We start from the raw sequence: 22,874 nt of genomic DNA on the forward strand, positions 1-22,874 counted from the left end.
CCCGGTGACGAGGGCGCGCAGATTCTCGTCATTCCGCCGGGATCGGCGGCCCTGTTTCCTTTCTTCCGACGAAAGGAGATCTCATGCCCGGCGAACTGATCGCGGGATACGCGAACTACGCCAGCACCGAATCGGTCCTCAGCGAGAACACGACCGCCGAGTGGTGGCCGATCACGTCGTACACCGTCTCGCTCTCCACGACGACCACCTCGATCTGGATCTGAGGGGCGCGCCATGTCCGAGCTGATCGCGGGATACGCCAACTACGCCAGCACCGAGTCGCTCCTCCAGGAACACTCCGAGGCCGGTCACTGGACCGAGTGGACCCTCTGGTTCACGGTCACCATGAGCGTCACCCCCACCACGTCCTACTGAACCGCGCGGAAAAAGGAAGACCATGTCCGAGCTGATCGCCGGCTACGCCAATTACGCCTCCACCGAGGCGATCCTCCAGGAACAGGCCGCCGGGCGCGTCCTCGAAGCGGGTCTGTTCTTCTCGGTCACCTTCAGCTTCACCCACAGCAATTCCATCTCCTTCTCCATCTGACAAAAGGAAACGGGAAATGAACGACCTCATCGCCGGTTACGCCAACTACGCCTCCACCGAGGCCATCCTCCAGGAGCGGCAGCTCGCCGCCCGTGAGCCCGAGACGGGCCTGTTCACGCTCACCATCACCATCTCGCTGACCATCACGGTCACGATCAGTCTCTGACCCGGAGGTCCCGATGCACGAGCTCGTCGCCGGTTACGCCAACTACGCCTCGACCGAGGCCCTCCTGTGGGAGCAGGCCGCCGGGATCGAGGCGGGATACCACTCGGTCGTCTACAGCTGGGGCCCCACCAACTCCATCACCCTGACCGTCACCTTCTGACCGAAAGGAAAAGGAAATGAACGACCTCATCGCCGGATACGCCAACTACGCCTCCACCGAGGCGATCCTGCACGAACGGCAGATCGCGAGCCGCGACGCCGAATCGATCAGCGCGACCGTGACGGTCACCTGGACCCTCACCGTCTCCTGGTCCTACTCCTGGTCCTACTAGGAATCGCGCAGCACCGCGGCGTGTTCCCCCAGCGCCGCCCGGTTGGGGAGCCCGGTCTTGGCCAGCAGGCTGGCCACGTGCTTCTCCACCGTCCGCGGTGAGATGAACAACCGTCGGCCGATCTCGACGTTGCCGAGCCGCTCCGCGAGCAACAGCAGAACCTGGTGCTCGCGAACGGTCACGCCGAGGTTGCGCAGTTCGCCGGGCACCCCCTCCCGCCCGGCCCGCCGGTACGACACCGCGGCCCCCGCCTGCCGCAGCAACGTCCGGCAGGCCGCCGTCACCGCCGTGACGCCCGCCTCGTGGAAGTGGTCCTCGGCGGCCCGCAACCACACCACCGGCTCGCCCCACCCGTCGGCCAGCGCGGCCTCCGCGACCAGCCGGGCCCCCAGGTGCGCCGCCTGCGGAAACGGCTCCCCGGCCGCCCGCGCCTCCGCCATCGTCCGGCCGGCCGCCGCGTGCTCCCCCCGCCTGCCCAGCAGCACCGCGCGGGCGAGCAGCAGGAAGTGCCGGTTCCACCGCAGTTCGGCGGCCGGGCGCGCGTGCACGGCCGCCCAGTCGTCCAGGGTGAGCTCGCCGGCCAGCGCGCCCAGCAGCACGGCCAGGCCGTAGCGGCCCGTCATGTAGTAGAGCGTGGGATGGTCGTCCTCCCACGCGCGGGCCCTTTCGAGCAACTCCGCCGCCTGTTCGCGGTCCTCCTCCAGCAGGGCGCAGAACGCCTGGCAGAGGCCGTACACGACGGGGGTGTGCAGGCTCTGCTCACCGCCCCACCTGCGGAACTCGGCCAGGGCGTGCTCCATGGCGTCGCGCCGCCCCTGGTGGGCGGCCAGCGTCGCCTGCGCCATCAGCAGGTACTGCGTGTACGCCGTGTGCCCCAGCCGGATCGTCGTCTCGACGCAGGCGGCGGCGGTCTCGGCGGCGCTCTTGTACTCCGCCCGCAACACCCGCGTCATGACCAGGGACGCCTCCGCGCTGTGGACCAGGCTGATCGCGCCCGCCTGGGTGGCGGCCCGCAGCACCTCCTCAAGCGGCTCGCTCTCCCCGGTACGCATGTTGTGGTTGGCCGCCAGCCGGTACATCGCCCGCAACCGCCACAGGCTCAGCCCGTGCACCTCGGCGATGGCCATCATGCGGGTCAGGCACCGGTCGGGCTCGCCGAACCCGTGCACCCTCGTCAGCATGGCCAGCCGCTCCCACGCCTGGCAGGCCACCTCGGGCAGCGGGATGCGCTCGGCCACCTCGGCGGCCCGTCGCGACAGCGCCTCGGCGGCGGCCATCTCGGCCGGTCCGGCCTCGTTGACGCCGTGGTCGGGGAACAACAACTGCGCCTCGATCACGTCGATCGCGGCGCCGCGCGCCTCGTCGGGCAGGCTCTCCAGCAACCGCCGCACGGCCGCCACGTGGACGCGCCCGGCGGGCAGCTCGCCGATCTCGGCGGCGACCCAGGCCAGTTTGGTGCGCAGGTCGATCTCCTGCCACAGGCCCATCGACAGGTCGTCCGACGGGCCCTCGCGGACCAGCTCAAGCGCCCGGTCGGCCCGGCCGCCCTCGGTCAGCGCGTGCAGCAGCCGCCGCAGCGTGTGGGCCCGGCGCTCGGCGGGCCCGCCCTCCTGGAGCCGGTCGGCCCGTTCGAGCAGGGTCGCCGCGACGTCGGCGGCGCCGCCGTTGAGGTAACGTTCGCCCGCTTCGGCCAGCAGCGCCCCGGCCGTGTGGACCTCCCCGGCCGTCAGGCGCAGGCTCGCGGCGATCTGGAGCCACTCGCCCGGCAGCCCCGGATGCAGGCGTTCGACCGACCGGGCGGCCTGGCGGGCCAGCCGGGCCCGCTCCGCCGGGATCAGCTCCGCCGACAGGGCCTCGGCGGTCAGGGCGTGGCGGAAGGCGTACCACTCGCCGGCCGGTTCGTCGGGCACGACGAGCCGCGCCGTGGTGGCCGCCCGCAGGATCGCCTCGGTCTCCCGGTCGTCCAGGCCGGAGACGTCCTGGATGACCGGCACCGGGAACCGGTTCCCGAACACCGCCCCGGTCAGCAGCAGCTCGTGGGCGGCCGGTACGAGCGTCGCCAGACGCGCCGCGATCCCGCGTGCGCCCGGGTCGTCGTCGAGGGCGTCGACGAACTCCTCGACCAGGTAGGGCACGCCCTCGGTGTCGGCCACGAGCCGGTCCAGCACCTCGGCCGGCAACTCGTCCGGCCGTCCCCGGCAGGCCGCGACGAGCCGGCGGGTCTCGCCGGGCGACAGCGGCGGCAACTCGGCGACGTCCGCCACCTGGCGGCGGGCGCAGTCGTCGGCCAGCTTCCGGGCCGGACCGGCGTGCCCGCGCAGGTTCACCAGGAGCAGCGCCGGCACGCCGGCCAGGTTGTCGGCCAGGTACTCGACCACGCCCAGCGTGCCCGGGTCGGCGTCGTGCAGGTCCTCCAGCACCAGCACGCCGCCGCGCGACTCCCGTCCGAGAACGATGAGCAGCCGCAACACGGCCTCGGCGAGGATGACCGCCGACTCCAGCCGCTGCGCGCCGCCCTCCTCCCGCCACTCGGGCACCAGCGTCGTCAACGCCGGCAGGTAGGGCCGCAGCAGCGGGTCGTCGGGCGGCCTGCGCGAGCGGGCGAGCGAGAACAGGGCCTCGCTCAGCGGCTTGAACGGAATGTCCGCGCTGACCGCGCTTCCCCGCCCGCGCAGGCTGACCAGCCCCAGGTCACCGGCCTTCCGGAGCACCTCCGACGTCAGCCGGGACTTCCCCATGCCGGGATCGCCGACCAGGAAGACGGTTCTCCCGTGACCGTCCCCGACCTGCTCCAGGCACCTGTCGAACAGCGCTTTCTCGGGCTCCCGCCCGATCAGGACCGGCGACCTGGGCACGTTACTTGTGCGACACCGAGACGGGGTTGACGGGGTCGCCCTCCAGTCCGAGCGCGACGGTCGCGCCCGCGGCGGTGTCCGGCGACTTCAGGATCAGGGTCGCCCCGGCGGTCAGCCCCGCCAGCACGAGGGCCCGGGTCACCGGCCTGACGTTCGCCAGCCGCGCGCCGGCCGCGAGCACCGGATTCTGCTCAGTGTTCATCTGTTCTTCGTCACCTCTCGAAAAGGGTGCAGCAACAGCACCGACGGAACCTGCTCGGGCGCGGCCAGCCGGAGCAGACCGTGCCCGATCCCGGCCAGCCCGAGGAGCAGGCCGGGCGTGGAGACGTGGCCGGGGGTGGCACACCGTGCTCCATGGCGGCGCAGGGACGCGAGCACCGACGGGCCCTCGCGTTCCTGGAGTTCGGGGATTTCGAGCCTGCCCACGCGTCCGTGGCACAGGCTGTCGTCGGGCAGGAGCACAGGCGGAGGGGCCGTCCGGCGGGCCGGCAACCCGCCGCACCAGGTGTGGGCGTCCACGGGGCCGATCGGGACGTCGAGCCCGTACCGGCCGAGCGCCCAGGCGATGCCGGCCTGCCCGAACGCGAACCCCTCGGGCAGGTCCGGCGGCAGGTCACGGCCGGTCAGCAGGTCGGCACAGGCCGCCGCGACCGGCTCCGCCCCGATGGCGAGCATCGCCGCCAGGCACCCGGCCAGCCCGTCGTGCACGTCGAGCGCGCTCCGCTCGGAGATCGTCGCCCCGGCCAGCTCGACCGCCCGGCCGGACCACGCGAGCACCTCCGCGTCCCCGAGCAGGCGCCCGATCTGGGCCAGGCCGTAGGCCATTCCCCCCAGCCCGCCGAATCCGCCGCATCCCACGATCTCGGCCAGCGACGGCTCGGCGGCCAGGTGGTCCAGCAGCGCGGGCAGGGGGGAGACGGCCTGCCGCGCGGTCTCCAGGAGGTCGCCGCGCCCGGTGACCGTGCCGGCCTGGGCCAGGAACAACGCCACCCCGAGATACCCGGAGGCCAGCCCTCCGCCCAGGGGCATGACGGCGAGCCGGTCGCCGTCGACGGCCTCCAGCCCCAGCCAGTTGACGGCCGCACCCCGGCGGTGCGCGGTCGTGAGCAGTTCCTCGGCGATCCCGACGGCCGCCGCCAGGTAACCGGCGCGCGGTTCATCCGGCTGGTCAGGGCGTGGCGGATCGCCATCGACCCCTTCCGGGTCATGGCTCGGGGCCCCCGCCCGCGTTGCCAGTGACGCGCGAATGATCCACTCCTGCTTGCCCCGGTCGGCAGGCCCCAGCCCCGTCAGCTTCTCGGCCACCGATTCACGGCCCGTGCGGGCCGACTGCCACGGCACCCCCGTGCCGTCCCCAGCGTAGATCGTAGAGGAGTCAGGTGATGTCCAGAAATAAGGGACATCGCAGGAATTTATGTCCTGGACCTCGAACGGCACCGCGGCCTTTTGCAGGGGATCGTGCCCCGACAGCTCCATGAGCAGGGCATGGGTGCGCTCGCCCGAGTCGTCGAGGGCCGATCGCCATAACAGCTCGGAATAGATTCGGGTCGGCCGCAGGAGCAGTCGCACCCGCATGTTGCCGAACCGGGGGAACAACAACCGGTCCAGGTCCCGCCGCCCCTCGGCGACGGCGTCATAGGCCGTGCGGAAGCCGTCGAGCAGGTCGTCCGCGTACGCGGCCGGGTCGGCGAGCCGCCCGTCCAGCCGGGGACGGTTGGCGGCCCCCGCGAACGGAAGCGGCCCCCGCACCGGCCGCATGAGATCGGTGTCGCGGTCCTCCCACAGGATGCCCGAGAAGGCGTGCACCCCGGGCTCGCCGCCCAGCGCCGAGACGTCCTGGACCCCCTGGTCGCCGATCAGCGGCCGGGGCAGGATCGCGGTCGCGTCGACCGAACGCACCAGCGCGTCGTGGGCCGGATCGGCCAGGTCTCCCGCCAGCACCGGATGGAACAGCGTCTCGGCGTCGACCACCACGGGCTGGTCCCCGGCCGCGACGACGTTCTCGAAGTGCAGGTCGATCGTGTCCAGCGTGTACGCCAGCGCGAGCAGCGCCCCCATCCGGCGGTAGAACCCCGCCACCTCCGCCTCGGACGCACAGGGCCGCGCCTCGGCGAACTCGACCCAGCCATGGCCCTCCCGGGCGACGACCCGCAACGTCCGCAGCCCCAGGCCGGGCACCCGGCCGTTCAGCCAGCCGATCGCGGCGTTCAGGCACAGATGCGCCTCGACCGGTCGCGGCCGGTAGACGACCCGGGCCCCCGAGGCGAACCGCACCACCGACACCGGCCGTCCTCCGGCATGCGGATCACCCGCGGCCGAGAACCCGACCGGTGCCCCGGCGTCCGCGGGCAGCAGGCCGCGCACCGCCGTCTCGTCCTGCCCGAGCCGGTCCAGCAGCTCCGTCGCGTGGCGTGACGCCAGGTCGGCCAGGCCCGCGACGGCCGGATCCGGCGTCCGCGCCGCCCGCCTGGCGAAGTCGGCGTACCTCTCCTCCGGAGTCGCCCCGGACAACTCGCCCCTGGACCTGGCCTCGGCCAGCCGTACGGCCAGCCCCGGCGCGGCCCGCTCCGACAACCGGCCCACCAGATCCGCCGCGAAGGCCTCGGCGAACGCGGCCGTCCCGGGGTGGGCGGCCACCAGGCGCTCGGCGGCACGGCGGGCGACGGGTTCGACGACGGTGGCGAAGGGGTGGGTCACGCCCGCGATTATGTCGACCTGGAGTTCCCGATAAGGGGGGCGAACAGGTACGGAAATGGGCGATCTACAGTGGGCGGATGGGCATGGTGAACACGGTCGGGCTGGTCCTGCATCCGCGCCGCGACTCCAAAGAGGCCATCGACACGATCATCGAGTGGGCTCGCGGACGGGGTGTGACGGTGGTCGGGCTGCCCGAGGAGGTCGGGCGGATCGACTGCACCGCCCTGCCCGTCGGGCCCGCCGAGCTGGCCGCGCGGTCCGACCTGATGGTCAGCCTCGGCGGCGACGGGACCATGTTGCGGGCGATGCGGCTGATCGCGGGGCTGCCGACGCCGGTCCTCGGGGTCAACCTGGGCAAGCTGGGCTTCCTCGCCGAGATCGACGTCGAGGAGCTGCCGCCGGCGCTGACGGCCATCGACGCCCATGAGCACTTCGTCGAGGCGCGGATGGCCGTCCGGACGCTGCTGCCCGACGACGGCGAGGTGCTGGCGTTCAACGACATCGCGCTGGTCCGCCACCCCGGCGACGGGATGGCGGCCGTGGCGGTGTCGGTGGCGGGGCATCCGTTCGTCCGGCTGGCGGCCGACGCGGTGATCGTGGCGACCTCGACGGGGTCGACGGCCTACAGCTTCTCGGCCGGGGGGCCGATCGTCTCGCCCAACGTCGAGGGCTTCCTCGTGGTGCCGGCGGCGGCCCACTCGACGTTCAACCGGGCGCTGGTGTTGTCGGCCGACGAGGAGGTGACGCTGGAGGTGCTGCCGACCAGCGGGCACATCGCGGTCGAGGTCGACGGGACGATCGCCGGGCACCTGTCCCCGGGGCACCGGATCACCGTCACGGCGGTCCGGGCGGCGGCGCGGGTGGTGCGGCTGGGGTCGACGTCCTTCTACGAGCGGGCCCGGCGCAAGCTGCGCGTCAACGGGAGCGCCGAGGTCGACTAGCCGGTCACGTCGTCGAGGCGGGCCAGCAGGTGGCGGCGTTCCGGCTCGCTGCCGACCAGCTCCAGGGCCGCGCGGAACGCCTCCGCCGCCTCGGCCGGACGGCCCAGCCGGCGCAGCAGCTCGCCCCGGGCGGCCGGATAGACGTGCAGGCCGCGCAGCCGGGGCTCCCCGGCCAGGGCGTCGAGCAGGGCCAGGCCCGCTTCCGGGCCGTCGCGCATGGCCACGGCGACCGCGCGGTTCAGGTCGACCACCGGCGAGGGGGTCAGCGACCGGAGGACGTCGTACAGGCCGACGATCTGGGGCCAGTCGGCAGGCTCCTCGTCGTGCAGCGCGGCGATGGCGGCCTGCACGCCGTAGGGGCCGGGCGGGCCGCCGGTCAGGGCGGTGACGACCAGGGGCTCGCCTTCCTCGATCATGGCGCGGTCGTACAGGGAGCGGTCCTGGTCTTCGAGGAGGACCAGCCCGCCGTCGGGGCCGGTGCGGGCGGCGCGGCGGGCGTGGGTGAGCAGCAGCAGCGCCAGCAGGCCGGTGACCTCGCGTTCGCCCGGCAGCAGGCGGTGCAGGATGCGGGCCAGGCGCAGCGCCTCCTCGGCCAGGTCGTGGCGGACGAGGTCGGGGCCGGCGCTGGCGGCGTAGCCCTCGGTGAAGATCGAGTAGATCGCCTGGAGCACGCCGGGCAGCCGCGAGGGCAGCTCGTGGGGTTCCGGCACGCGGAACGGGATGCGCGCCAGGCTGATCTTCTTCTTGGCCCTGACCAGGCGTTTGGCCATGGTCTCCACCGGCACCAGATAGGCCCGCGCCACCTCGGCCGTCGTCAGCCCGGCCAGGTAGCGCAGCGTGAGCGCGCCCCGGTCGGCCTCAGGGAGGGCGGGGTGGGCGCAGGTGAAGAACAGGCGCAGCCGCTCGTCGGGCAGCGCCCCCTCGAAGACCGGCGGCCCGCTCCGGTCGGCCTCGACCTGGAGCAGGGCCAGCCGGGCGGCGTAGGTCTTGTCGCGGCGGAGCCGGTCGACGGCGCGGCGGCGGGCGGTGGTCATCAGCCAGGCCCCCGGGCTGGCCGGGACACCGTCGGCGGGCCAGTGGAGCAGGGCCGCCTCGATCGCCTCGGAGGTCACCTCTTCGGCCAGGTCGAGGTCGCCGAACCGCCGGACGAGCGCGGCCAGCAGCCGGCCGCGCTCCTCACGGAAGATCGCCTCGACCGACGCGTTGACGTCGCCGGTCATGGACGTCAGGTGTACTCGATGATCGGCCGCACCACCATCGAGCCGCCGTAGCGGGCGCCGGGGCAGCGGGCCGCCCAGTCGGTGGCGGCGTCGAGGTCGGGCACGTCGATGATGTAGTAGCCGCCGAGCACCTCACGGGCCTCGGCGTAGGGGCCGTCGGTGACGACCTTCTCGCCGCCGTCGGTGATGTGGACGGTGGTCGACAACGACGGCTCCCCCAGGGGGTTGCCGTCGACGTGGATGCCGGCGTCGCGCAGCGACTTGTCGTAGTCGGCCCACTCCTGGAGCGTGCAGGCGTCGCTCGCGCCGTGGATCAGCAGCAGGTACTTCATCAGTACACCTCGCATTCCCGCAGCACGATCGCGCCGCCCTCCCACGAGCCGGGGCAGCGGGCCGCCCAGTCCAGGGCGGCCTCCTTGTCGGGGACGTCGAGCACGTAGTAGCCGCCGAGCACCTCCCGGGTCTCGGCGAACGGGCCGTCGGTCACGACCCGCTCGGCGCCGTCGACGCGGACGGTGGTGGCCTGGGCGACGTCGGTGAGGGACTCGCCGGAGACGTAGACGCCGGCCTCCTTGACCGACTTGTCGTAGTCCATCCAGGCCTCGAAGTCGCCCGCCGCGCCGCCGCTGTAGATCAAGAGCATGTATTTCATCGAGCCAACGCTCCTCGGTTCTTGTGGTCTGACGGGATGACGACGAACGGGCCCCCTTCAGATGGACACCGGAGCCAAGAAAATATTCCGCATGCTCACCGTGCACAACGCCGCCCTTCGCGGCCGCTCCGGCCGGTGGTCGCTGACCGCCGAGCGGGGCCGCGTCACCTCGATCCGCCCCGACTCCGGCACGACCCCCGCCACCCCCTCGCTCGACGCCGAGGGCAACTTGGTCACCGAGCCCTTCGTCGACGCCCACCTCCACCTCTGCAAGGTCCACACGCTCGACCTGGCGGGCGAGGGGCCGCTGGCGGCGTACACGAAGGGCACCATGGGCGCGGCCATGGACGCCATCGACGGCGCCTCGGCCGTGAAGACCCACCAGACCGAGGAGGCCGTCACCGAGCGCGCCCGCTCGGTCCTGATCGAGTCGGTCCGCCACGGGGTGCGGGCGGTGCAGGCGTTCGCCGACGTCGACCCGGTGGCCGGGCTGACCGGGGTGCGGGCGCTGCTCGCGCTGAAGGAGGAGTTCCGGGAGTTCGTGGACGTCCGGGTCGTCGCCTTCCCCCAGGACGGCCTGCTGAAGGCCCCCGGCACCGAGGAGCTCGTCGAGCGGGCGGTCGACCTGGGCGCCGACGTGGTCGGCGGCATCCCGTGGATCGAGCTCACCGACGCCGACGCCGCCGAGCACGTGCGGCGCATGGTGGCGCTGGCGCGACGCACCGGGAAGAGGGTCGCGATGCTCGTGGACGACGCGGGCGACCCCGGCCTGCGCACCACCGAGACCCTCGCCGCCGAACTCCTCGCCCAGGACATGACCGGCCGGGCGAGCGCCCAGCACGCCCGCGCGATGGCCCTCTACCCCGAGCCCTACCTGCGCCGGCTGACCGCACTGATCACCAAGGCGGGCCTCGGCCTGGTCAGCGACCCGCACACCGGCCCGCTGCACCTGCCCGTCCTCCCGCTGACCGACGCCGGGGTGCCGGTCGCGCTGGGCCAGGACGACATCGAGGACGCCTACTACCCCTTCGGCCGCCACAACCTGCTGGAGGTCGCCTTCCTGGCCGCGCACGTCCTGGGCCCGAGCCGCCTCGACGACCTGTACGACATGATCACCACCACCGCCGCCCAGGTGATCGGCCGCGAATCGGAGGGCCTGAAGGAGGGCGCGGCGGCCGACTTCGTCGTCCTCGACGGCACGACGATCAGGGAGGCGCTGACCCGCCACAACCCGCCCCGGCACGTCGTCGTGGGCGGCCGGGTGGTCGCCTCGACGAAGTCCGCGACCCACTTTCCCGCGTTCCCCGGAAAATCGGCGTAACCCCCTTTATGGTGAGGTCTCGGTGCGGAGTGACGCGTGTACGGACGGTCACCGCAAGAGACCTTTCCCCTGATGGAGGCCCCGTGCAGGCGGACGACCTGGCCGGGCTGGCGACCGACGAGCGGTTCCGCCTGCTCAAAGCACGGTTCCGGCGACTGGCGCTGACGATCGTTGGAGCGTTCCTGGGCTGGTATTTCCTCTACATCGCCCTGTCGGCGTTCGCCCGCGACTTCATGGCCCTGCCCGCGATCGGCAACGTCAACGTCGCGCTGCTGCTCGGGGTGCTGCAGTTCGTCTCGACGTTCGTGCTGGCCTGGCGCTACACCCGGTACGCCCGGCGCAAGCTCGACCCGCTGTCGGCCGAGCTGCGCGACGAGGCCGGCCAGCGCCAGGCCGAACGCGAACGGGAACGCCGCATCCTGGCCGAGCGTCACCGCATCGAGAACTGGACCCGCCGATGACCATCGGGCTGTTCGCCGTCTTCATCGTGATCACCCTCGGGGTGACGATCTGGGCCCGCGTCAACACCAGGGGCACCGACGACTTCTACGCCGGCGGCCGGGCGTTCTCGGGCGCGCAGAACGGCTTGGCCCTCGCGGGCGACTACATGTCGGCGGCGTCGTTCCTCGGCATCGCCGGCCTCATCGCGTTGTCGGGCTACGACGGGTTCCTCTACTCGATCGGCTTCCTGGTGGCGTGGCTGCTGACGCTGCTGCTGGTCGAGCTGATGCGCAACGCGGGCCGGTTCACCATGGCCGACGTGCTCTCCTACCGGGTGGGCAGACGGCCGGCGGTGCGCACCGCCGCCGCCGTCTCGACGGTGACCGTCTCGGTGTTCTACCTGGTCGCGCAGATGGTCGGCGCGGGCGCGCTGGTGTCGCTGCTGCTCGGCATCCATCCCGGCGAGACGTTCATGGGCATCTCGCCGGAGGCCGCGCAGGTCATCACGATCCTGGTCGTCGGCATGATGATGATCTTCTACGTCAGCTACGGCGGCATGAAGGGCACCACCTGGGTGCAGATCATCAAGGCCGTGCTGCTGATGGCCGGCACCACCGCGCTGACCGTCCTGGTGCTCAGCCGGTTCGGCTTCAACCTGAGCGAGATGCTGGGCGCGGCCGACGCCCGCAGCGGCCGGCCCGGCCAGTTCCTCAACCCCGGCCAGCGCTACGCCAAGGACGCCGACGGCATCGTCGGCAAACTCGACTTCGCCAGCCTGGCGATCGCGCTGGTGCTCGGCACCGCCGGGCTCCCGCACATCGTCGGCCGGTTCTTCACCGTGCCCGACGCCCGCGCCGCCCGCACGTCGGTGAACTGGGCGATCGGCCTGGTCGGCGCCTTCTACCTGATGACCCTCGCGCTCGGATTCGGGGCGACCGCGCTGGTCGGCCAGGAGGCCATCACCGCGCAGGACCCGTCGGGCAACACCGCCGCGCTGCAACTCGCGCAGGCGGTCGGCGCGTCGGTCGCCGGCCCGGTCGGCGGCGAGATCCTGCTCGCGTTCATCGGCGCGGTGGCGTTCGCGACCATCCTGGCCGTGGTGTCGGGGCTGGTGCTGGCGTCGTCGACGTCGCTGGCCCACGACTTCTTCGGGCACGTGCTGATGTTCGGCAAGCCGAAGGAGTCGCAGGAGGTCGCGGTGGCCCGCTTCTCGGCGTTCGTCATCGGCGTGTTCGCGGTGTTCCTGGCCGTGCTGGTGCGCGACATGAACGTGGCGTTCCTGGTGGCGCTGGCCTTCGCGATGGCCGCCTCGGCGAACCTGCCCGCCATCGTGTTGTCGTTGTTCTGGCGGCGCTTCAACTCGACCGGGGTGGTCTGCGGCGTCTACGGCGGCCTGGTGGGCTCGATCGCCCTGGTGGCGCTGTCACCGGTGGTGTCGGGCGGCCCGCGTTCGCTGCTGCCCCCGCCGGTCGACTTCCACGTGTTCCCGCTGGAGAACCCCGGCCTGGTGTCGATCCCGTTCGCGTTCCTGTGCGCGGTCGCCGGTACCCTGCTGAGCAGGGAGAAGTCCGACCCGGGCCGCTACTCGGAGTTGTCGGTACGCGCCCTCACCGGCGCCGGCGCCCACGGGCAGCCGACGAAGAATGTCGGTGGCGCTCGTTAGCGTGACCGCATGCCGCTTTCGGGACGAGGTGTTCGTCCGCCACGGCCTCCGGCCCGAGGTGCGCGTGCTCGGGCCGGAGGTGTTCGCGGTGGCGGGTCAGTCGCCCAGGGCCTCCCAGACCTCCCACAGGTGACCGCTGACCGGCTGGTAATAGGCCTTCACCGTGACCGGTCCCGCGTGCCTGATGGCGTTGCGGAAGGCCGTCGCGCTGCACGGCTTGGTGCCGATGCCGGCGTCCTCGTTCGGCACGTTCGCGGTCCAGCCGTCGGAGCAGCTCTTCGTCACGCGGTTGAAACCGAGGTGGGTGTAGCGCAGCTTCACGGCGGCCTTGCCGGGGCGCTTGAACAGCACCGTCCGGTCGTCGACGCGCTTCATCGTGCCGTAGGCGGTGACCGGGTTGGTCGGGACGGCGAGGAACTCGGCGACCGTGGTGAGCGACGGCGTGATGGTGATCTTGACCGGGGCGGGGCCGAGGCTGAGCACGAACTTGAGGTCCAGGGCGTCGCAGTCGGTGGTGCCCAGGCCCTTCTTGTCCTGCCTGATCCGGCCCTCGGTCTCCTTGAGGTCACACGCGGTGGTGATGCGGCGGAAGCGCACGCCGTCGGTGAAGATCCGGCGCTCCTTCGCGCCCGCGACGGTGGTCAGCTGGTAGCGGCGCACGCCGTGCTGCGTCACGAGCCTGGCCTTGGCCGGAGTGATGCGCAGGTGGTTGGAACCGTCCGCCCAGGCGTAGCCGTAGATGGTCTGTGTCTTCGCGGATGTCTTCGCGGATGTCTTCGCGGTGGCGGCGGCGGGTGTGGCCATGAGTGTGCTCGCGGCCAGGGCGGTCACGGCGGCGGCGATCAGCGGGCGGGTCATTCGGTTTCCCCCGGGGGTGGTCGGTTCGTGCTGAAAACGTCTCTCGGGGAGTGGGACTCGCCGATGACGGTGAAAGTTCATGGCCCTCGACGGCCGTGACGCAACTGGAATCGCCCATGGGGGCGGGATGTTCTAGCAATTCGTGGAGGTAATGAGATGTTCACACTGATGGCCGTGCACGCCCATCCCGACGACGAGGTCATGGGGACCGGCGGCACGTTCGCCCACTACGCCGCCCAGGGCGTGCGCACGGTGCTGGTGACGTGCACCAATGGGGAGCAGGGAGACGGGCCCGACGGGGTCAAACCGGGTGAGCCGGGCCACGACGACGAGGCGGTGGCGAAGATCCGGCTGGCGGAGTTGCGCGAGTCGGCCGCCCATCTGGGCATCTCCGACGTGGAACTGCTGGGCTACCGCGACTCGGGCATGGACGGCTGGGACGGCAACCGCCACGAGCGCGCGTTCGCCAACGTCCCGGTCGACGAGGCGGCCGAGCGGCTGGCCGAACTGATGCGGACCTACCGGCCGCAGGTCGTGGTCACCTACGACGAGAACGGCGGCTACGGCCATCCCGACCACATCCAGGCCCACCGGGTGGCGGCGCGGGCGGTCGAGCTGAGCGGCGTGCCGGCGAAGTTCTACTACACCGCGACCCCGCGCAGCTGGATGAAGGAGATGTACGACGGCATGGTCGCCGCCGGCATGGAGACCGAGGGCTGGGACGAGTACGAGAGCTGGACCACCCCCGACGAGAAGATCAGCGCGATCCTCGACACCTCGGCCTACGTCGAGCACAAGATCAAGGCGATCACCGCCCACGGCAGCCAGGGCGACAGCGCGTTCTTCCTGGGCCTGCCGCCCGACGTCCAGCGGAGCATGTTCTCCGGTGAGGCCTACACCCTGGTCAGGTCGACGGTCCCGGCCGCCGACGGCGTCGAGGACGACCTGTTCCGCGGGCTCCGTTAGACCTTGCGGCGGGCGCGTTCGGCGTCGACGTTGAGCGCCGCCCGCACCCCCGCCGGATCGGGCGCCACGCCGGTCCGGCGGATGGTCTCCGAGGTGATCTTCCCGGCCTGGAAGACCTTCGTGGCCTGCACGATCGTCTCCGAGCCGAAGTAGAAGGCGACGGCGACCGTCATGAACTGGCGCAGGGTGTCCCAGAACTCCTTGCGGTCGTCGAGCGGGCCGATGACGAACGCGTAGGTGTTCAGCAGCAGCCACGCCACGAACAGCGCGCCCGCCAGGGCGACCCGCATCTTCCGGACCGACGTGTAGAGGCCGAAGAACGCCACGATGCCGGTCAGCGTGACCGTCGCGCCGACGATCCACTGCTCGGTGAGGGTGGTCGGCACCGTCAGCAGGATCCACGACGTGGTGACCAGCGCCGTGAGCAGGAGGCCGGTGAACACCAGGCCGCGTACCGAGACCTCCTCCGCGTCCCGCGTGTCGGTCAGGGAGAACATCGCGGGGCGCGGCGGCTGCACCGGCTCGGCCATGTGGAACGCTCCTGGGCGTCGATGGTCAGGACAGCCCAGTGTCGGGTCGGCCGGTTAACCCGCGGTTACCGCTTTGAATCGGCCGGGCAACCGATCTATCTCGCCGGCCCCGGCGGCGTCGACCGATACGGACACCGGAGTACCGGCGACCACGAACCCGTCAGCGGAGAGCGCGCCGAGGGGCGCGCCGGTCATCGGGCGCAGCTCGACCGTGCCGCCGGGCACGTCGGGGTAGAGGCCGAGCGCGGCGTGGGTGATCACCACGGCGGCCGCCGCCGACCAGGCCTGCGGGCGGCAGGAGGCCGGGTAGGGCACCGGGCGGCCGACCGCGTCGCGGGCGTCGCCGGAGAGCAGTTCGGGCAGCCGGTTCTCGAACGGCTCGGCCGCGCCCAGCAGCCCCTCGGCGAGCACGGCGGCCTCGGCGCCGAAGCCGTCGCGGGCCAGGCCGGCGATGACGATCGCGGTGTCGTGGGGCCAGACCGAGCCGCAGTGGTAGGACAGCGGGCTGAAGCCCTTGTCGGCCGACGACATGGTGCGCAGGCCGAACCCGGCCGACATCTCGGGTGAGGCGAGGAAGGAGGCTACCCGGGCCGACTCCTCGTGGTTGAGGATGCCGGTCCCGAGCAGGTGGCCGATGTTGCTGGTCAGCGCATCGACCGGCCGCTTGTCGCGGTCGAGCGCGAGAGCGGGGTAACCGCCCTCGACCCAGAACCGCTCGCGGAACCTGGTGGCCATCGCGGCGGCGTACGCGCGCCAGACGTCGGCGCCGGGGCGGCCGAAGGCGTCCAGGAGCGCGGCGCCCTTGACGGCGGCCTCGTAGGCGTAGCCCTGGACCTCGGCCAGGGCGATGGGCGGTTCGGCCAGGCGTCCGTCGTGGAACCTGACCGAGTCGCCGGAGTCCTTCCATCCCTGGTTGGCCAGGCCGCGCCCGCTGGTGTCGATGTACTCCAGGAAGCCGTCGCCGTCGGGGTCGGCGTCGGTGGCGAGCCAGCTCAGGGCCGCCTCCATGGCCGGGAGCAGCGCCTCGACCTCCCCGTCGGGCAGGCCCCAGCGCCAGGCGTCGTGCAGCAGCGTGATCCACAACGGGGTGGCGTCGATCGTGCCGTAGTAGGCGGCCGGGAGCCGGAGGCCGTGCACGGGCACCACGAACTCGCCCCTGCGGAGCTCGTGCATGATCTTGCCGGGGGCCTCGCCGGTCAGCGGGTCGTGCCGGACGCCCTGGCGGCGGGCGAGCACCCGCAGGGTGCCCCGCGCCAGGTCGGTGCCGAGCGGCAGCAGCATGCGGGCGGCCCACAGGCTGTCGCGGCCGAACACGGTCAGGAACCACGGCACGCCCGCGCCCAGGAAGGTGTCGGCGGGGTGGCCGGTCTCGGTGAGGCGCAGGCCGGCGAGGTCGTCGAGGCTCTGCGCGAGAAGTGCCGGGATCCGGCGGTCGGCCGCCGCGACCTTCAGCGGGGACCACTCGACCGGACCGGCAGGGGCCGCCACGACGGCGGCCGGGTCGGTCACCATCACGCGCCAGCACAACGTCGTGGTCCCGCCGGGTTCGAGGGCCACCTCCCAGCGCAGCTCCCGCCCGCGCACCTCGGCCCCCTCCCCCGTCATCGCCACGGTGGTGCCGCCGGAGGTCCAGGTCAGCTCGCCGCCGACCGGGGTCACCGGTTCGGCGTCGTAGCCCGACTTGACGGTCTCGATGGCCGCCAGGTCGCAGTCGACCCGCATCGCCACGGTCATGGCCACGGGCATGGTCGCGGTCGAGGTGATGGTGATCTCCTCGGCCATGCCGTACGCGCGGATCTCACGCAGCCGGTCGACGCGCACCACGGGGTCGGGCTGCACGTCGCCGAGCCAGCGCGCCAGCGAGGTGAACCGGCTGCGGCCGGGACCGGCGGCGGCGTGCGCGATGGGTTCGGCCTCCCGGCCGTCGATCAGCAGGACCGCCTCCGAGACCACCCGCCGGTCGGCGTGGAAGGTCCCCTGCACCCCGGCCGCCCGTATCTGCCCGTCGGCCCCGCTGAGCGCGCTCGTGGGTGCCATGACAGTGCTGACCAGGTCGTGCAGGAGCGGCTGCAACCGGACGTCGGTGGCGGAGGGGGAGTCGGCAGGCACGCGGTGGTCCTTCACGAAGTTGTGTCTTGACAGATCAAGAGCAGGGGTGCAGATTGCGAAACAATTCCCTAACTTGAACGATCAAATCATGCATTACTTCGGTTTGATCGTTCAACCCCCCGAAAGGTACACAGATGGCCGAAAAGGTGACGATCGCCGACGTGGCGCGCGCCGCGGGCGTATCTCGCCAGACGGTCTCCAACACGCTGAACACCCCAGAGGTGGTCCGTGCGGAGACCCGCCGCCGGGTCCTCGACGTCGTCGAGGAGCTCGGCTACCGGGTCAACCAGGCGGCCCGCCAGATGCGGACCGGCCGGTCGCGGCTGATCGCCGCCCGCATCGACCCCGAGCAGGACGGCATCAACGGCTCGGTCGGCGACCGCTTCCTGCACGGCCTCACCGAGACGGCCGCCCGTGAGGGCTACCGGGTGCTGCTCTACACCGCCGACGGCGACGACGCCGAGACCGCCGCCTTCGACGACCTGCTCGGCGCGTACGAGCCCGACGCGTTCGTGCTGATGGCCACCCACCACGGCGACCGGCGCACGAGCTGGCTGGCCGAGCGCGGGGTGCCGTTCGTCACCTTCGGCCGGGCCTGGAGCGACCCGGCCGCCCCGCACTGCTGGGTCGACGTCGACGGCGCCGCCGGCACCGAGGCCGCCACCCGCCACCTGCTCGCCCAGGGCCACCGCCGGATCGGCTTCCTCGGCTGGCCCGAGGGCTCCGGCGTCGGCGACGACCGGCGGGAGGGCTGGCGGCGGGCGCTGGCCGAGGTCGGCCTCGGCGTCACCGGCCTGCACCGCGAGACCGAGGACGACGTCGCCCCCGGCGAACACGCCGCCCGCGACCTGCTCGACCGCGACCCCGGGATCACCGCCCTGGTCTGCGCCAGCGACTCGCTCGCGCTCGGCGCCCTGCACGTCGCGCGCGCCCCCGGCCCCGCCTGGCTCGCGGGCGGCCATTCCCACCGTCCCGTCGCCGTCGTCGGCTTCGACGACACCCCGGTCGCCAAGGCGATCGGTCTCACGAGCGTCCGCCAGCCGATCGCGGAGGTGGCGTCGAGCTGCCTGCGGCTGCTGGCCACCCGGCTCGACGGAGGCGCGGGGGCGCCTCCGGAGTACCTCCTGCTTCCGCCCTCCCTGGTCGTCCGCGCGTCGGGCTGACCGGTCACCACCCCGAAGAAGAGAAACAAAGGAAACGCGATGAAGCGCAGCAACGTCCGGAAGGCGGCCCTGTCGGCGGCCGTCGGCGCCGTCCTGTTGTCCTCCGCCGCATGCGGCGGCGGCAGTGGTTTCGAGGAGACCGACGACCCGGCCGCGCAGCCGAGCCAGGCCTCGGCCGGCCCCGCCCAGCTGCAGGTTCTCATCGGCTCCTCGGGCGACGCCGAGACCAAGGCGGTGACCGACGCCGCCGCCGCGTGGGGCGCGGCCACCGGCAACACCGCGACCGTCACCCCGGCGCAGGACCTCGGCCAGCAGCTCGGCCAGGCCTTCGCGGGCGACACCCCGCCCGACGTGTTCTACGTGGACGCCGGCCGCTTCGCCGACTACGCCAGCGTCGGCGCGCTGGAGCCGTACGGCGACCGGATCTCCAACCCGACCGACTTCTACGAGAGCCTGCGCACCACCTTCACCTTCGACGGCAAGTTCTACTGCGCGCCCAAGGACTTCTCCACCCTGGCGCTCATCGTGAACACCGACCTGTGGAGCAAGGCCGGGCTGACCGACGCCGACATCCCCACCACGTGGGACCAGCTCACCGCGGTCGGCGAGAAGCTGAAGGCCAAGGACATCACCCCGCTGGCGCTGGGCGACACGCGTGACCGGGTGGGCGCGTTCATGGTGCAGGCGGGCGGCTGGATCACCAGCGCCGACGGCAAGACCGCCACGGCCGACTCCCCCGAGAACCTGGAGGCCCTGACGTACGTCCAGAAGCTGGTCAAGGACAAGACCGCCCAATACCCCAAGCAGCTCAGCGCGGGCTGGGGCGGCGAGGCGTTCGGCAAGGGCAGCGCGGCCATGACGATCGAGGGCAACTGGATCAAGGGCGCGCTGACCAACGACTACCCCGACGTGAAGTACAGCGTCCACGAGCTCCCGGCCGGGCCGGCGGGCAAGGGCACCCTGTCGTTCACCACCTGCTGGGGCATCGCCGCCAAGTCCAAGAACAAGGAGGCGGCCATCAGCTTCGTCGAGGCGATGACCACCGCCGAGCAGCAGATGACCTACGCCAAGGCGTTCGGCGTCATGCCCTCGCGCCAGTCGGCCAAGGACGCCTACACCGCCGAGTTCCCGAACGACGCCCCGTTCGTGAACGGCGCCGAGTACGCCCACGGCCCGGTGAACGCCCCCAAGATGGACAGCGTGCTGGCCGACTTCGACACGGGCATCCAGCAGCTCACCTCCATCGCGCCCAAGACGCTGCTCGAGCGGGTGCAGAAGAACACCCAGGCCGCGCTCGGCAACTAGGCAAGTCTCCGCGTCCGGCACTCATCGGGGAGGGTGCCGGGCGCGGTCGTCCCGCGCAAGAGGAGGTACCGCCCATGCGGCTCTCGGCGAAGGCCAGGGAGAACATCGCGGGCTGGTTGTTCGTCGCCCCGGTGATCGTGATCCTGGGCCTGTTCATGCTGCTGCCGATCCTGATGGCGATGTGGGTCAGCCTCACCGGCTGGAACGGGCAGGGCAGCCCGTTCAAGTCGGGCGTCCCGTTCGTCGGCTTCGACAACTACGCGAGGTTGTTCACCGAAGAGGGGCTGACGCGGCAGGACTTCATGACCAGCGTGCGCAACAACATCTACTACGTCGGCATCGTCGTGCCGGTGCAGACGGTGCTCGCGCTGGGCCTGGCGCTGGTGGTCAACTCGCGGATGCTGAAGGGCAAGGGCTTCTTCCGGGCCGCGTTCTTCTTCCCGTCGGTGACCAGCTCGGTCGCGATCAGCGTGGTCTTCCTGTTCATCTTCGCCAGCTCGGGCGCGGTGAACAACCTGCTGGCGTTCTTCGGGATCCAGGGCCCGCAGTGGTTCGCGGACGCGCGCGGCATCCTGCACCTGGCCCTCGGCGGCCTCGGCCTGGTCGACGTGGACAACCCGCCGGCGTGGCTGACCGGCGGCGGCCCGTTCGGGCTGAGCTGGTGGGAGTGGCTGGCCGGTCCGTCGGTGGCGATGTCGACGATCATGCTCCTGGTCATCTGGACGACCTCGGGAACGTTCATGCTGATGTTCCTGGCCGCACTCCAGGACATCCCGGTCACCCTCGAAGAGGCCTCGATGCTCGACGGCGCGGGCCGCTGGAAGCGCCTGCGGTACGTCACGCTCCCGATGCTGAAGCCGACCCTGTTCCTGGTCCTGACCATGGGCATCATCGCCACCTGGCAGGTCTTCGACCAGGTGTACGTCATGAGCCAGGGCGCCCCCGGCAAGACGACGCTGACGCCGGCGTACCTGTCGTACACGCAGGCGTTCGACAACTTCGAGTACGGCACCGGGACGGCCATCTCGTTCGTGCTGTTCGCGATCATCGTGCTGTTCACGATCGTGCAGCGGTGGTTGCTGAGGGAAAGGAACACCTGATGGCCACCGTCAGGGCCGACCACGGGGCGCGGACCGTGGCGTCGACGTTCGTCGGCTACTTCATCCTGATCTTCTTCGCGCTGGTCTTCATCTACCCGTTCGTCATCCAGCTCTCGGCGTCGTTCAAGACCGAGCCGAACGCGGCGCTCAACCCGCTGAACCCGGTGCCCGACCCGTTCGTCACCGACGCCTACCACAAGGTGTTCCTCAGCACCGACATGCCGCTGTGGCTGGGCAACTCGCTCATCGTGACGATCGCGATCACGCTGGGCCGGGTGCTGCTCGACTCGATGGCCGGCTACGCGCTCGCGCGGCTGCGCTTCAGGGGCCGCAAGGCGCTGTTCTCGGCCGTGATCGCCATCCTGGCGGTGCCGGGCGTCGTGTTGTTCATCCCGAAGTTCCTGGTGCTCAAGCAGTTCGGCATGTACGACACGTACACGGCCCTGATCCTGCCGATCATCGCCGACGCGGGCGGCGTGTTCATCATGAAGCAGTTCTTCGAGTCGATCCCCCGCAGCGTGGAGGAGGCGGCCCGGATCGACGGCGCCGGCACGTGGCGCACGTTCTGGTCGGTGGTGCTGCCGATGGGCCGCCCGGCCCTCATCACGCTGACGATCATCTCGTTCCAGAGCTCCTGGAACGAGCTCCCCCACAGCCTCGTGGCGGTGCAGAGCCCCGATCTCTACACGCTGCCGCGAGGCCTGGCGGTGCTGGTCAGCGGATCGCTGGGATCGGGCAACCAGTATCCGCTCAAGCTGGGCGCGGCGGTGCTGGCGACGATCCCGGTCGCGATCATCTTCGTGGTGTTCCAGCGTTACTTCGTGCGCGGCGCCAACGAGGGGGCCGACAAGTAGTACCAGACGGCGAGCTGGACCAGGGCGAGCGTGAGGGCGAAGGGCATCAGCGCCTGCATGCCGACGCCCTGACCCAGCGCCCCGGCCGTCCACGGCAGCAGCGAGCCGCCGATGACCGACCCGCCGTTCAGCACCCCGATGGCGGTCGGCACCAGCCGGGCCGGCAGCAACTCGGGCAGGATCGCCATCGTGGTCGGGAACAGCGGGCCGAGGAAGAACCCGAGCAGCACGAACCCGGCCACCGGCACGACGCCGAGCCAGATCAGCACGGTCGAGGCGGCGACGCCGACGCAGCACCAGAGCGTCGCCCGCGCCGGGGTCAGGCCGAGCCTGCTCGCGACGGGGCTGATGACGAACCGGCCGGCGGTGAGCCCGGCCCAGTAGCCGCTGACCGCGTAACCGGCGATCAGGTGGGTCTCCAGGTTGACCTCACGCAGGTAGGAGTAGGCCCAGTTGCCCACCCCGATCTCCACGCCCAAGTAGACCGTGAGGAACACCGACGCGAGCAGGACGTACTTGTTGCGCAGCGCGGTCGGCAGCAGACCGCGCTCCTTCTCCTCCTCCTTCTCCTGTACGGCCCTCTTCGGGAACGTCAGGTAGAAGGCCACCCCCAGGAGGGCGGTCGCCACGGCCAGCCCCCACCAGACGGCCGTCCAGGGGGCGTAGCCGAGGGTCAGCGCCGCGACGGCCGGGCCGGCCAGGGCGCCGACGCCGAAGAACGCGTGCAGCCGGTTGAGCAGGGTGGCCGCGTCGGGGAGCGCCGCCAGGTGCACGTTCAGCACCGATTCGAGCACCCCCACCCCGTACCCGCAGAAGCCCTGGGCGGCGATCAGCACCCAGAACGACGGCCGCGCCGCCGTGACGACGGCGGCGAGCACGAACACGCCGCTGCCCGCGACGAGCGCCAGCCGCAGCCCCAGCCGCTCGATCAGCGCGCCGTTGGTGAGCCCGGCCAGCAGGAACCCGGCCGAGTTGGTGAAGAAACCGAGCCCGATCAGGGCCTTGTCGACGCCGTAGTCGTCGATCTGCGCGGGTAACAGCACCCCGCCGACCGCGGCGCCGATCCCGACGAGGACGAACGCCGCGTAGGAGAGATAAATCGAGGAACGCATCCCAGGGGACCCCATCTGAGAGGAGTGGCGTTGGGAGCGCTC

General features: G+C 71.6%; 25 protein-coding genes. 15 read left to right on the plus strand and 10 right to left on the minus strand.

Features of this window, described 5'->3' with window-relative positions:
- The first annotated feature begins 83 nt into the window (after window positions 1–83).
- Genes QSK34_RS31125 through QSK34_RS31150 form a run of 6 tightly spaced genes read left to right on the plus strand, consistent with a single transcriptional unit; the run spans window position 84 to window position 1,045 of the window.
- Window positions 84–224, plus strand: coding sequence for a hypothetical protein (locus QSK34_RS31125; protein ID WP_285589342.1), 141 nt, complete (start codon window positions 84–86; stop codon window positions 222–224).
- 10 nt (window positions 225–234) lie between these two features.
- The gene (locus QSK34_RS31130; protein WP_161481450.1) at window positions 235–375 is read left to right on the plus strand and encodes a hypothetical protein; all 141 of its coding nucleotides are present in this window, start codon (window positions 235–237) and stop codon (window positions 373–375) included.
- 22 nt (window positions 376–397) lie between these two features.
- The gene (locus QSK34_RS31135) at window positions 398–547 is read left to right on the plus strand and encodes a hypothetical protein (RefSeq protein ID WP_161481451.1); all 150 of its coding nucleotides are present in this window, start codon (window positions 398–400) and stop codon (window positions 545–547) included.
- A 16-nt stretch (window positions 548–563) separates the two neighbouring features.
- Window positions 564–713 carry a hypothetical protein gene (locus QSK34_RS31140; RefSeq protein ID WP_156045242.1) on the plus strand — a complete coding sequence of 50 codons (150 nt, stop codon included), beginning with the start codon at window positions 564–566 and terminating at the stop codon, window positions 711–713.
- Between the two features lie 13 nt (window positions 714–726).
- Window positions 727–873, plus strand: coding sequence for a hypothetical protein (locus QSK34_RS31145; protein ID WP_156045243.1), 147 nt, complete (start codon window positions 727–729; stop codon window positions 871–873).
- 16 nt (window positions 874–889) lie between these two features.
- Complete coding sequence (locus QSK34_RS31150) at window positions 890–1,045, plus strand: hypothetical protein (protein ID WP_156045245.1); 156 nt, start codon at window positions 890–892, stop codon at window positions 1,043–1,045.
- Here the strand turns inward: QSK34_RS31150 and QSK34_RS31155 are convergent.
- From QSK34_RS31155 to QSK34_RS31165, 3 genes are read right to left on the minus strand one after another with little or no spacing between them, the layout of a single operon-like run.
- The gene (locus QSK34_RS31155; RefSeq protein WP_285589347.1) at window positions 1,042–3,900 is read right to left on the minus strand and encodes a helix-turn-helix transcriptional regulator; all 2,859 of its coding nucleotides are present in this window, start codon (window positions 3,898–3,900) and stop codon (window positions 1,042–1,044) included. The two genes, QSK34_RS31150 and QSK34_RS31155, sit on opposite strands and share 4 nt — an antisense overlap.
- A 1-nt stretch (window position 3,901) precedes the next feature.
- Window positions 3,902–4,102 (minus strand): hypothetical protein, encoded by a 201-nt coding sequence (locus QSK34_RS31160; RefSeq protein ID WP_161481454.1) that lies wholly within the window; start codon window positions 4,100–4,102, stop codon window positions 3,902–3,904.
- Window positions 4,099–6,597 (minus strand): type 2 lanthipeptide synthetase LanM family protein, encoded by a 2,499-nt coding sequence (locus QSK34_RS31165; RefSeq protein ID WP_285589350.1) that lies wholly within the window; start codon window positions 6,595–6,597, stop codon window positions 4,099–4,101. Before QSK34_RS31165 ends, QSK34_RS31160 begins: the two co-directional genes overlap by 4 nt.
- 77 nt (window positions 6,598–6,674) lie before the next feature.
- Here QSK34_RS31165 and QSK34_RS31170 point away from each other — a divergent pair, with 77 nt between their 5' ends.
- Window positions 6,675–7,538, plus strand: a complete 864-nt coding sequence (locus QSK34_RS31170) for an NAD(+)/NADH kinase (RefSeq protein ID WP_285589352.1) — start codon at window positions 6,675–6,677, stop codon at window positions 7,536–7,538.
- On the opposite strand, the gene QSK34_RS31175 is transcribed toward QSK34_RS31170, so the two are convergent.
- Genes QSK34_RS31175 through QSK34_RS31185 form a run of 3 tightly spaced genes read right to left on the minus strand, consistent with a single transcriptional unit; the run spans window position 7,535 to window position 9,410 of the window.
- Entirely contained in the window at window positions 7,535–8,758 is a 1,224-nt protein-coding gene (locus QSK34_RS31175; protein ID WP_285589354.1) for an RNA polymerase sigma factor, read from the minus strand. The two genes, QSK34_RS31170 and QSK34_RS31175, sit on opposite strands and share 4 nt — an antisense overlap.
- 5 nt (window positions 8,759–8,763) lie before the next feature.
- Window positions 8,764–9,090: a YciI family protein gene (locus QSK34_RS31180; RefSeq protein ID WP_161481457.1), complete on the minus strand. Its 327-nt coding sequence runs from the start codon at window positions 9,088–9,090 to the stop codon at window positions 8,764–8,766.
- Window positions 9,090–9,410 carry a YciI family protein gene (locus tag QSK34_RS31185; RefSeq protein WP_161481458.1) on the minus strand — a complete coding sequence of 107 codons (321 nt, stop codon included), beginning with the start codon at window positions 9,408–9,410 and terminating at the stop codon, window positions 9,090–9,092. The genes QSK34_RS31180 and QSK34_RS31185 overlap by 1 nt, the downstream gene beginning before the upstream one ends.
- A gap of 91 nt (window positions 9,411–9,501) precedes the next feature.
- Here QSK34_RS31185 and QSK34_RS31190 point away from each other — a divergent pair, with 91 nt between their 5' ends.
- The 3 genes from QSK34_RS31190 (at window position 9,502) to QSK34_RS31200 (ending at window position 12,835) form a co-directional block, all read left to right on the plus strand.
- Entirely contained in the window at window positions 9,502–10,731 is a 1,230-nt protein-coding gene (locus QSK34_RS31190) for an amidohydrolase family protein (protein ID WP_285589359.1), read from the plus strand.
- Between the two features lie 83 nt (window positions 10,732–10,814).
- Window positions 10,815–11,192 carry a DUF485 domain-containing protein gene (locus tag QSK34_RS31195; protein ID WP_063765536.1) on the plus strand — a complete coding sequence of 126 codons (378 nt, stop codon included), beginning with the start codon at window positions 10,815–10,817 and terminating at the stop codon, window positions 11,190–11,192.
- A complete protein-coding gene (locus QSK34_RS31200) occupies window positions 11,189–12,835 on the plus strand; it encodes a monocarboxylic acid transporter (RefSeq protein ID WP_285589361.1) in 1,647 nt (548 codons plus the stop codon). The genes QSK34_RS31195 and QSK34_RS31200 overlap by 4 nt, the downstream gene beginning before the upstream one ends.
- A 96-nt stretch (window positions 12,836–12,931) precedes the next feature.
- On the opposite strand, the gene QSK34_RS31205 is transcribed toward QSK34_RS31200, so the two are convergent.
- Entirely contained in the window at window positions 12,932–13,693 is a 762-nt protein-coding gene (locus QSK34_RS31205) for a hypothetical protein (protein ID WP_285589362.1), read from the minus strand.
- Between the two features lie 156 nt (window positions 13,694–13,849).
- On the opposite strand from QSK34_RS31205, the gene QSK34_RS31210 reads away from it, so the two are divergent.
- Window positions 13,850–14,659 (plus strand): PIG-L family deacetylase, encoded by an 810-nt coding sequence (locus tag QSK34_RS31210; protein ID WP_285589364.1) that lies wholly within the window; start codon window positions 13,850–13,852, stop codon window positions 14,657–14,659.
- Here QSK34_RS31210 and QSK34_RS31215 read toward each other — a convergent pair.
- Both QSK34_RS31215 and QSK34_RS31220 read right to left on the minus strand, forming a co-directional pair.
- Window positions 14,656–15,189: a hypothetical protein gene (locus QSK34_RS31215; protein WP_161481464.1), complete on the minus strand. Its 534-nt coding sequence runs from the start codon at window positions 15,187–15,189 to the stop codon at window positions 14,656–14,658. The two genes, QSK34_RS31210 and QSK34_RS31215, sit on opposite strands and share 4 nt — an antisense overlap.
- A 54-nt stretch (window positions 15,190–15,243) precedes the next feature.
- Window positions 15,244–17,298 carry an amylo-alpha-1,6-glucosidase gene (locus QSK34_RS31220; protein ID WP_285589367.1) on the minus strand — a complete coding sequence of 685 codons (2,055 nt, stop codon included), beginning with the start codon at window positions 17,296–17,298 and terminating at the stop codon, window positions 15,244–15,246.
- A gap of 134 nt (window positions 17,299–17,432) precedes the next feature.
- Here QSK34_RS31220 and QSK34_RS31225 point away from each other — a divergent pair, with 134 nt between their 5' ends.
- The 4 genes from QSK34_RS31225 (at window position 17,433) to QSK34_RS31240 (ending at window position 21,720) form a co-directional block, all read left to right on the plus strand.
- Window positions 17,433–18,461: a LacI family DNA-binding transcriptional regulator gene (locus tag QSK34_RS31225; RefSeq protein WP_285589369.1), complete on the plus strand. Its 1,029-nt coding sequence runs from the start codon at window positions 17,433–17,435 to the stop codon at window positions 18,459–18,461.
- Window positions 18,462–18,500: 39 nt separating this feature from the next.
- Window positions 18,501–19,766, plus strand: coding sequence for a sugar ABC transporter substrate-binding protein (locus tag QSK34_RS31230; protein WP_285589372.1), 1,266 nt, complete (start codon window positions 18,501–18,503; stop codon window positions 19,764–19,766).
- Window positions 19,767–19,840: 74 nt separating this feature from the next.
- Window positions 19,841–20,866, plus strand: coding sequence for a carbohydrate ABC transporter permease (locus QSK34_RS31235; RefSeq protein ID WP_285589375.1), 1,026 nt, complete (start codon window positions 19,841–19,843; stop codon window positions 20,864–20,866).
- Complete coding sequence (locus tag QSK34_RS31240; RefSeq protein ID WP_062438616.1) at window positions 20,866–21,720, plus strand: carbohydrate ABC transporter permease; 855 nt, start codon at window positions 20,866–20,868, stop codon at window positions 21,718–21,720. The genes QSK34_RS31235 and QSK34_RS31240 overlap by 1 nt, the downstream gene beginning before the upstream one ends.
- On the opposite strand, the gene QSK34_RS31245 is transcribed toward QSK34_RS31240, so the two are convergent.
- Window positions 21,681–22,832: an MFS transporter gene (locus QSK34_RS31245; protein WP_285589382.1), complete on the minus strand. Its 1,152-nt coding sequence runs from the start codon at window positions 22,830–22,832 to the stop codon at window positions 21,681–21,683. The two genes, QSK34_RS31240 and QSK34_RS31245, sit on opposite strands and share 40 nt — an antisense overlap.
- Window positions 22,833–22,874 lie beyond the last annotated feature (42 nt).

Source organism: Herbidospora sp. NBRC 101105 (assembly GCF_030269205.1).
GTDB classification, from domain to species: domain Bacteria; phylum Actinomycetota; class Actinomycetes; order Streptosporangiales; family Streptosporangiaceae; genus Herbidospora; species Herbidospora solisilvae.